The sequence below is a fragment of the Anaerococcus tetradius genome, assembly GCF_947087635.1.
Classification (GTDB): domain Bacteria; phylum Bacillota; class Clostridia; order Tissierellales; family Peptoniphilaceae; genus Anaerococcus; species Anaerococcus tetradius.
Map to the genome: position 1 here is coordinate 36,950 of NZ_CAMUDP010000015.1, position 9,484 is coordinate 46,433.

The window sequence follows — 9,484 nt, forward strand, 5'->3', positions numbered from 1 at the left end:
TAGCTTTCTGTTATACTTTAGTTAGTGTATGGTACAGACCATAACAGTTCGGTTATTAAAAATTGAAAGTGAGTAATATATGATTTTAGATAAAAATAATCCTGATTTAGTGAAAAAATATAATGATTTTATTAAAAATTCAGAATATGGAAATTTTATGCAGGATATGCGTTGGGCAAATATTAAGGCGAATTGGAATAGCGTATATTTTTATGTCGAAGAGGAAGGCGAGATTAAGGGAGCTCTTTCTGTTATTTATATTAGGGATGGCAAGGTTGGAAAGAATTTCTTCTATGCAACAAGAGGGCCTGTTGCAGACCTTCATGATATAGACCTTGTGAAAAAACTTATAGGAGAGGCTAGCGATTTTGCTAGGAAAAATGACGGCTTCCTCCTTCGTATTGATCCTCTTGTAAGATTTGACGAAAAGCTCGTTAAACTTTATGAGGATGAGGGGATTGTAATTAGGCACGATAAGACCACATCTTCCCAACCCCTTCTTAATATGGTTTTGGATATTAAGGGAAGAGATGCGGAAGAAATTTTTGCAAATTTTTCTAAAAATACGAGAAAGCATACAAGAAAGTCTTACAGGGATGGGATAGTTACTAAGGAATTGGGCGAAGAAGGGGTGGATATTCTCTACAAACAAGTAGTAGAAACTGCCGAAAGAGCTGGAATCAACCACAGACCTTATGAGTATTTCAAGGCCCTTTATGATAATTACAAGGACGAGATTAGATTATCAGCTTGTTTTTATGAGGATGATGCCCTTTGCTCATCTATGCTAATTTGTTATGGAAACAGGGCCCTTGCCCTTTATGGTGGCTCTAGTGATGAGCATAAGGATATGGGTCAAAATTATCAGATAAACTACGAAGAAGTTAAGTACGCTTCAGAAAATGACTATGCTTATTATGATATGGGCGGAATTTTTGAGGCTGATGATAGTGATGGTCTTTACAGTTTTAAGAGAAAATTTACCGAAGAGAATGTAGAAAATCTAATCGGTGAAATAGATATAGTTCTAGATGATAAGCTTTATGAAGAATATATCAAGGAGAAAAATCCTCACTTTAAGAGAGAAGAAGAAAAGGAAAATTAGTGAGCCTAATTGAGATTAGGGGGCTTAAAAAATATTACAAGCTAGGCGGTAATGTTATAAAGGCCCTAGATGGGATAGACCTAGATATAGAAAAGGGCGAGTTTGTTGCCCTTTTAGGAACTAGTGGTTCTGGTAAATCTACCCTCCTAAATATGCTAGCAGGCCTTGAAAGACCGACCAAGGGGACTATCAAGTATGGTAATATTTCCCTAACTGATCTTAACGAAGAGCAGATAACTAAGTTTAGGAATCTAAATATCGGCTTCGTCTTTCAGTCCTACAACCTCCTTCCCTATCTATCAGCCTGGGAGAATGTATCCCTTCCCTTAACCTTTAAGGGCCTAAATAAGGAAGATAGAAAGAAGGAAGCCTATAAAATTTTAAAGCAAGTAGGTTTAGCTGATAGGATGGACAATAGACCGAACGAGCTATCTGGTGGTCAACAGCAAAGGGTATCTATTGCTCGTGCCTTTGTTGGAAGGCCAAAGATAATTTTTGCGGACGAGCCAACAGGAAACCTTGACACCAAGACTAGCTTTGAGGTAATGAAGCTTATTAAAAATATTACAAGAGAGAACAAACAAACCTTCATTATGGTAACCCATGATGATGAAATGACAGAATTTGCAGACAAAGTCCTCTTTATGAGAGATGGACACTTAGATAAAATCCACGAGAAACTAACAATAGATGAGGTATTAGAAAATGATGGGTAATGCAAACACCGCAAACGAAAGCCAAACAAGTAGGACAGAAAGCCAAGAAAATGCTTCCGAATCTGTCCAACAAGGCCCTATTAGAAATCAACCTAAGCTAATCATATCAGATTACGAACTAAATCCCAAGATTGTCCAAGCAGGTGAAGATTTTGATTTATCCTTCACCCTCTACAACACCAACAATGAAAATACTATTTACAATCTAAAGGTAACCTTGGAACAGACCCTAGCCCAAGCTCCCCAAAGCTCAGGCTCAAATAATAACAACCTTGTATCCGATGGATCAGTTTTTACTCCAGTAGATAGGTCAAATACCTTCTATGTATCAGCCATTTATCCTGGCAACTGGACTAGCAAGGATATAACAATGAGCGTTCTACCAAACGCAAATCCTGGTCCCTATGTAGTTAATTTGACTATGGAGTATGAAGACTATCTCGGCAACCAATACAAGAGTGTCGAAACTATAGGCATCCCAGTTACCCAAAGGTCGGGAGTAAACTTTGGTAAGGTAAAGCTAAATGACCTAAGTGCAGGTACACCAAGCTCTCTTTCTGTAAATATCTACAACACTGGCAAGGATAACCTAAGCACAGTTATGGTAAGGGTCAAGGGAGAAGGCTTTACAGCCGATGAAGACGAAAGATTCATAGGAAACTTCAATGCAGGAAGTCAGGAAAGTTTCTCTTGCAACATCACTCCAACAAAAGAAGGCAAGATATCTGGCAAAATCGAAATAATCTACGAAGACTCAAGGGGTAAAATCTTCAAGCAGACCAAGGAATTTAAGGGAGAAGTAATGGGATCTATGCCAGGTAAAGAAGGATCAGTCGATCCTAAAACTGGAGAAATGATGGGAGATGCCCCTCAAGAAACTAATTCATCAGTCTTAGCTTCACCCTTCCTCTGGATAGGAATAATAATCATAGCTGCCCTCTTATTAATCCTAATAAGAAAGAAAATGAAAGCTAAGAAAGACGAGGAGCTAATAATAGAAGATGAAGATCAGTGATAGACTTACGATGGCCCTAAGAAACTTAGTCAGAAGAAAATCGAGGACTATCTTGACCATCCTATCCGTAGTAATCGGTGCAAGCTCCATCATCCTCATGATGGCCTTTGCCCTAGGCATCAACCAAAAACAAAAGGACATGATAGACTCCTTTGGTGGGCTAACCTCTATCACCATTCTAACGGAAAATAATGGTGGAAGTACAAAGGTTGATGAAGCGAGCATTTCTAAGCTAGAACAAATCAAAGGAGTAAAGGTAGTTGTTCCCTACAAGTCCTTTTACAGTCAAATTTTACTTAAAGATGACGAATCATATAGCATAGATGGTGAAATCCAAGTTGTTCCCGACAAGGTCATAGACAAAATTACAAGCGATATGCTTGATTGGGGAAGTAAGATGAATAAATCTGAAGATAAAATCCTCCTAGGTTCGCAAGTTAAAGCATCTAAGATTAAAAGGTCTAATGGTGGCTACTCAGAAGAACCGGTCAATGACTTTGACTACCAAAAACACAAGTACATTCTTAGGCTAGGATGGAGAGATGAAAGTGACGATGGAGTCAATTTCACAAGCAAGGATGAGCAAAATAATGAGGACAATAAGCCCCAATTCGTAGACCTAGCAGTAGAACTTGCTGGAAAGATGAATGCCAAATCCTTTATCACGGGATGGACTTCTCTAATAAATGAGAATTTCTACAAAAAACTTCAAAAGGAAGACAAAAAACTTGCCAATTCCCAACTTAACCAAAATTTTGATAATCAGGGAAAACCGATTGAACATAAAAGCAGGGATAAAATCGACTATGACAATCTCAAAGTAGTAGTAGGAGATGTCGATGACCTTAAAAATGTCGAAGAGCAAATCAGAAAAGCTGGCTTTCAAACTCAATCAGAAGCAGGCTCTGCCGAAGAAGTCAAAAAAACAAGTCTTGTAATAACCCTAATCCTTGGCGGAATAGGATCGGTTGCCTTCATAGTATCAGCCATAGGCATAATCAACACCATGCTTATGAGTATCTATGAAAGACAAAAAGAAATAGGAGTAATGAAAGTAATAGGAGCATCCATTGGAGATATCAGGTCTATGTTTCTAATCGAATCTGGCTTTATAGGACTTTTCGGTGGGATTGTAGGATTAATAATCTCCCTTGCCATAGGACTTGTAATAAACAAACTGGCAGCAAATTCAGGTATATTTGCGGGAGAAGCATCTAATAAAATTATCCTAATACCAATCTGGCTTGCCCTAGTAGGAGTAGGCTTCTCATCAATGGTAGGAGTACTCGCAGGCTACATCCCAGCAAGAAGAGCAACAAAACTATCAGCAATAGAAGCCCTAAGAGCAAATTGATTTAACTTGCTTTGATTAAAAGCAAGTTAAATCATCTCGACAGAGCTTCCATAGGAAGCGACGAGAGATCTAGAGAGGAAAATAAATTTTAAAAATCATCTCGACAGAGCGAGCGAAGCGAAAGGAGAGAGTTTGCCCACCGGTCATTTCTAATGGTCCTTGCCACAATGAACATTAGTGAATTGATGGCAGACTCCGCCTTGCCATTTCGAACTAACGAAGTTAGGAGAGATCTAACTAGCAAATCTAATATCCAAGCAAACAAAAGATCAAGAAAAGATACTCAGGTAAGAAGCAAAGCTTCTACCTCGACTCTAGCTTGGATTTACTTTTTAAATCAATCTTCATATAAATAGGCAAACGGGCGAAAAATTAAGCTCGTTTTTTTGTGCTTATAAATCACAGTGGGTATAAATATATAAAGCGAGGAGGAAATGATGAGTAAATTAAGTGCAGAGATTAAGAAGTATTTACTAGAAAATAAGTTAAGTCTTGATGATATAAAAAAAGACCTACAAAGTCTAGATGTCGACCTAGTAGCGGATATGTTGGAAGATAAGCTTAACACCTATGTTATCAAGAAGTCTGGTTCTGTGGAGAAGTTTTCCAAAGAAAAGATAGAAAGGTCAATAAAAGATGCAGTAGCTTCTCAAAAGGCAGCTATGACTACATCTGATATAGGAATAATAGTAGACGATGTGATTGACAGTCTAGATAATGATCCTAGAAAAGTTTATAAGACTAGTGAAATCAAAAACTATATCAAGGACGCCCTACTCAAGGAAGGCTACTCCAAAGTCTATAAGGAATTTATATCCTATATCAAGGAAGACTAATGAATATAAAAATAGTAGCTGTAGGAAAAATCAAGGAGAAATTTTTCAGGGATGCCCTTTCTGAATACTTAAAGAGAATGGCTAGCTACAATAGTCTTGAAATCATAGAAGTCCCTGACCAGATGGCTCCAGAGAGTCTTTCAGCCAAAGAATTAGAAGAGATTAAGGCTAAGGAAGGAGAGAAAATCCTCTCCAAAATAAAGGATGACGCCTATCTAGTAAGTCTAGAAATCCTAGCTAAGGAGATGACTAGCGAAGAATTTGCAGGCTTTATCAAAGAAGAAATGCTAGATGGGGCAGGTCGTGATTTAGTTTTTGTAATAGGTGGGTCAAATGGCCTAGCTAAGTCGGTAAGCCAAAGGGCGAATAAGAAGATTTCTTTTGGCAGATTTACCTATCCCCACCAGCTAATGAGGGTTATACTTGCCGAGCAAATTTATAGGGCCTTTAGGATTATTAATGGCCATCCCTACCATAAGTAGGATTATGAATATAAGGAGTTTTGATGAAAAAATTTTTAGTTTTAGCAACAAATGGAAATGAAACAATAGAACTTTTTACCCCAGTAGATTATCTCAGAAGATTAGGCCTAAGTGTCGATATAGTCTCTACTGAAGAAAGCCTAGATTTAAAAACTAGCCAAGGGGTAAGCTTTAGGGCTGATTTAACCTTTGATCAAATCGTAGCAGATGACTACTTTGGTCTATATATACCTGGTGGAACTGATGGCGCTTACTCAATGAGAGATAATAAGAAGGTCATTAATCTTATCCAAAACTTTAATAAAGAAAGAAAAATTATCGCAGCAATATGTGCAGGCCCAGTTGTCCTAAACAAGGCAGGAATCTTGACAGACAAAAAAGCAACTTCTTTTCCAGCTATGAAGGAAGAGATGGATAAGACGGGAACTTATATTGATGATAAGATTGTAGTGACAGATGGAAATATCACTACAGGAAGGGGAGCAGCAGTTACAAATTATCTAGCCCTAGAACTAGCTCGTATAATAGAGGGAGAAGAGGCGGTAGAAAAATTAAAATATGGCACCCAACAAGAGGCTGTAGAAAGATATTTCGATTTTAAATTCTAATAGTTTACAATCACTCGAAAATTTCCATGGATGATTAGCTTATCCATGGTTTTTTATGTAAAGAGAATTATTTTTGCAAAAGTAAGGAAAAACTAAAATATTTTTTCCGATGATAAAAATTTTGTTTTAAAAACTTTTCCATATTTCCAAGCACTTTGTTATAATATAGGAAAGGAGTTTTTATGTATTTTTTTGTTAACGATTATAATTCGATTTGCTATCCAGAAATTTTGGATTTTTTGAAAGAAAATATGGATGAATTTAATATCGGCTATGGTTTTGACTATCATAGTGACAAGGCCAAAGCTCTTATTAGGAAGGCCTTGGCGGATGATAGTGTCGATATTCATTTTCTTCCTGGCGGAACTTCTGCAAATATTATTGGAGCTTCTTGTGGTATGCGTCAGCAGGATTCTATCCTAGCCCTTGCGACTGGTCATATCAAGGGCCACGAGGCAGGCTCAATTGAAGCTACAGGAATAAAGGTCGAGCTTTGTTATGCTGATTCGGGTAAGCTTAGTAGAAAAATTCTTGAAAATGAAATTGGAAAGTTTGATACAGAGTTTACAACTATGCCCAAGAAGGTCTATATCTCAAATACGACAGAGCTTGGAGAAGTCTATAGCAAAGCCGAGCTTATGGATATATACGATTTTTGCAAGGCCCATGACATGTATCTTTTTATAGATGGAGCAAGAATTGCAGCAGCCCTTGCTAGTGATAAGTGCGATTATACTATGAAAGATTTAACTAAGATGTGCGATATTTTCTACTTGGGAGGGACTAAGGTAGGCTTTCTTTTTGGGGAAGCCCTAGTAATAGTTAATGATGACTTAAAAAAGGACGTCCTAAAACTTATCAAGCAAAAAGGCGCCATGCTTGCCAAGGGTTTTATCTCAGGGCTTATGTGGGAGAGGGTCTTTTCAGAAGAAGATTTCTACTTAAAGGGCTCAAGGCATGCTTATCTTATGGCAAAACTTTTGGCAGAAGGTCTTGAGAAAAAAGGCTATAGGCTAAATCCTGCTTTTGAGTCTAACCAAATTTTTCTAGACTTAGACCATGATAAGCTAAAGCTTTGGCAAAATCTAGCTAAGTTTGAAATAGTGGATTCTTTTGATACTTGTCATAGGATTAGGCTTGTAACGACCTTTAGGACAAAGAAGAGTGACGTGGAAGGATTTTTGGAAGAGATTGAATGATTATGGATTATAAGAAGTTTTTATCATATTTTGCCAAACTCTGTCTTGGAATTTTTATTATCGGTGGTCTTTATACGATTTTAAAGCCAAAGACTAAAAATGTTACTAACTACAAGTTGGCAGATGGTTTGCTTTATACAGGTAAGCTTTATAGGGGTAAGTTTCAAGGCAAGGGAGTCCTAAAGACTAAGGAAGGTCTTTATAAGGGAGATTTCAAAAAGGGACGTCTTGTTGGTGAAGGAGTCTACATAGGAGATTCTTATTATTATATAAAGGATAAGAAGGAAGTTAAGATAAAGTATAACGATGGTAGAGTTTACAAGAAGGTAAATGGCAAGTGGGAGGAAGAAAAAAATGCGAATTAAGGGTTTGGACTATTTGCGTGTCTATGGCATAGGACTCGTCCTAGTCTATCATATTTTCAAGGAATTTCTCCCAGCAGGTTTTCTTGGAGTAAATATAATGTTTGTCCTCTCAGGATTTTTGGTAAGCTTTCACCTCCTTGATGAAGTCTATACTAAGGATGAAATCGACCTAGTTTCTTACTACAAGAAGAGATTTATTAGAATCTTTCCTGGGGTGTTTTTTATGGTCTTTGTCGTTAGTATTTTGGCAATTTTCATAAATAGGGACTACACTGTCCACTTTTTTGACCAGTTTATAGCAGCCCTTTCCTTTACAAGTAACTACTACGAAATTCTTACAGGAGGCTCCTATGAATCCCAATTTATAAGCCACATCTTCCTTCATACTTGGTTTTTGGCAATAGAAATCCATTTCTACTTGCTCTGGCCAATTATAACTAACTTTATCTACAGGATGAGTGAAAAAAGTAAGAATGTAAAAAAGACCTTTTCCAATAGGTTTTTCCTTGTAAGTTTTATTCTTTATGTATTAAGCCTAGGCCTTACTATAATTCTTACAGCCCTTGATAAAAATAGGTCTTTCGTCTATTTCTCAGACTTTACAAGATTGTCTTCCTTCTTTATGGGAGCTATTGTTGCTTGTTTTGTCAAAAGATTTGGCTTTAGGAAGATTCCTTATAGCAAGGCGACTATAGGATGTGCTATCATCATCCTAATAATGTCCTTCGCTCTTTCCTATGATATGAAAATAACCTACATTCTAGGATTTTTCCTAACAGACTTGTTGACTATTATAGCCATTCTTGCAGCCTTTTCTAATCAAGACACAGATGAAGTAGGAATAGTTAAGAGAATTTCACCTTACACTTATTCAATCTACCTCACCCATTGGCCAATCTTTGTCATCATGAAAAGTTTTGCCAACAAGCCAACAGCCTTCTTGTTAACCTTAATTTTTACAGGCCTTCTGGTTGCCATTAACTACCACATATTCGAACCATTCTTCAGGGGAGATGAGATAAGCTTTATGAAGCTTAAAGTAAATCCAAAGGCAAGGGTAAGAATGGCAACTATTTCAGCAATTATGCTTATTTCTTTTGTAAGTGCATCAGGCCTAAGCTTTGCTTCAGCTGATATGGTAAGTCTAGAAAAAAATATTTGGATATCTTCTGTCAAACAAGACCTTGATCAAATAAAGAAGGATAAGAAAGACTTGGATAGGCAGATATTCGAAGAAGAAAATCCTGACCAAGCATTAAAAGATGGAGAAGTAAATACGACCGTCTTTGGAGACTCAGTTCTTTTGGGTAATAGGGAATATATAGAAGAAAATATAAAGGGAACTTCAGTAAATGCCGAAGGAAGCAGACTCCTTGAAACAGGCGAGGATTTGATAAAAGAAGCAGTAAAAGAAAACAATCTAGGAAAAATAGTAGTTATCGCCCTAGGAACTAACGCTATTGAAGACCCAGAAACATCATTAGATAAGATGATTAAGGCTGTGCCAAAGGGAACAAAAGTAATTGTAGTTTCCTGCTACGACAATCGCTACGAACAACCTCACAGGGTTAGTGTCGCCATGAAGAAAATAGCAGAAAAATACAAATTCGTAACCTATATGCCTTGGGAAGAAGAAGCTATGAAGCATCCAGAATACTATCAAGGAACAGATGGGGTTCACTTCTATGGCCACACTGACGCCTACGAGGCCTACAACAAATTACTTAAAAAAGCTATCCTAGAAGCAAGCAAAAGGTGATGTTGCAGAATAGGTAAATCTATTCTGCTCATCACTTTTTTTCTG

General features: G+C 37.3%; 10 protein-coding genes. All 10 read left to right on the plus strand.

What is annotated here, in order from left to right; genetic code table 11:
• The first annotated feature begins 79 nt into the window (after positions 1 to 79).
• A complete protein-coding gene (locus P6936_RS06130; protein ID WP_276881126.1) occupies positions 80 to 1,105 on the plus strand; it encodes a lipid II:glycine glycyltransferase FemX in 1,026 nt (341 codons plus the stop codon).
• Positions 1,105 to 1,821, plus strand: a complete 717-nt coding sequence (locus P6936_RS06135) for an ABC transporter ATP-binding protein (RefSeq protein ID WP_004837464.1) — start codon at positions 1,105 to 1,107, stop codon at positions 1,819 to 1,821. The genes P6936_RS06130 and P6936_RS06135 overlap by 1 nt, the downstream gene beginning before the upstream one ends.
• On the plus strand, positions 1,811 to 2,836 hold the full coding sequence (locus P6936_RS06140) for a COG1361 S-layer family protein (protein WP_276881127.1): 1,026 nt from the start codon (positions 1,811 to 1,813) through the stop codon (positions 2,834 to 2,836). The genes P6936_RS06135 and P6936_RS06140 overlap by 11 nt, the downstream gene beginning before the upstream one ends.
• On the plus strand, positions 2,823 to 4,190 hold the full coding sequence (locus P6936_RS06145; protein WP_276881128.1) for an ABC transporter permease: 1,368 nt from the start codon (positions 2,823 to 2,825) through the stop codon (positions 4,188 to 4,190). The genes P6936_RS06140 and P6936_RS06145 overlap by 14 nt, the downstream gene beginning before the upstream one ends.
• A 437-nt stretch (positions 4,191 to 4,627) precedes the next feature.
• Positions 4,628 to 5,026: an ATP cone domain-containing protein gene (locus P6936_RS06150; protein ID WP_004837467.1), complete on the plus strand. Its 399-nt coding sequence runs from the start codon at positions 4,628 to 4,630 to the stop codon at positions 5,024 to 5,026.
• Complete coding sequence (gene rlmH, locus P6936_RS06155; protein ID WP_060929825.1) at positions 5,026 to 5,508, plus strand: 23S rRNA (pseudouridine(1915)-N(3))-methyltransferase RlmH; 483 nt, start codon at positions 5,026 to 5,028, stop codon at positions 5,506 to 5,508. The genes P6936_RS06150 and rlmH overlap by 1 nt, the downstream gene beginning before the upstream one ends.
• Positions 5,509 to 5,531: 23 nt before the next feature.
• Positions 5,532 to 6,116, plus strand: a complete 585-nt coding sequence (locus tag P6936_RS06160; RefSeq protein WP_276881129.1) for a DJ-1 family glyoxalase III — start codon at positions 5,532 to 5,534, stop codon at positions 6,114 to 6,116.
• Positions 6,117 to 6,298: 182 nt separating this feature from the next.
• Entirely contained in the window at positions 6,299 to 7,315 is a 1,017-nt protein-coding gene (locus P6936_RS06165; RefSeq protein ID WP_276881130.1) for a threonine aldolase family protein, read from the plus strand.
• Complete coding sequence (locus tag P6936_RS06170) at positions 7,312 to 7,680, plus strand: hypothetical protein (protein ID WP_276862618.1); 369 nt, start codon at positions 7,312 to 7,314, stop codon at positions 7,678 to 7,680. The genes P6936_RS06165 and P6936_RS06170 overlap by 4 nt, the downstream gene beginning before the upstream one ends.
• Positions 7,670 to 9,439, plus strand: coding sequence for an acyltransferase family protein (locus P6936_RS06175; protein ID WP_276881131.1), 1,770 nt, complete (start codon positions 7,670 to 7,672; stop codon positions 9,437 to 9,439). The genes P6936_RS06170 and P6936_RS06175 overlap by 11 nt, the downstream gene beginning before the upstream one ends.
• Positions 9,440 to 9,484 lie beyond the last annotated feature (45 nt).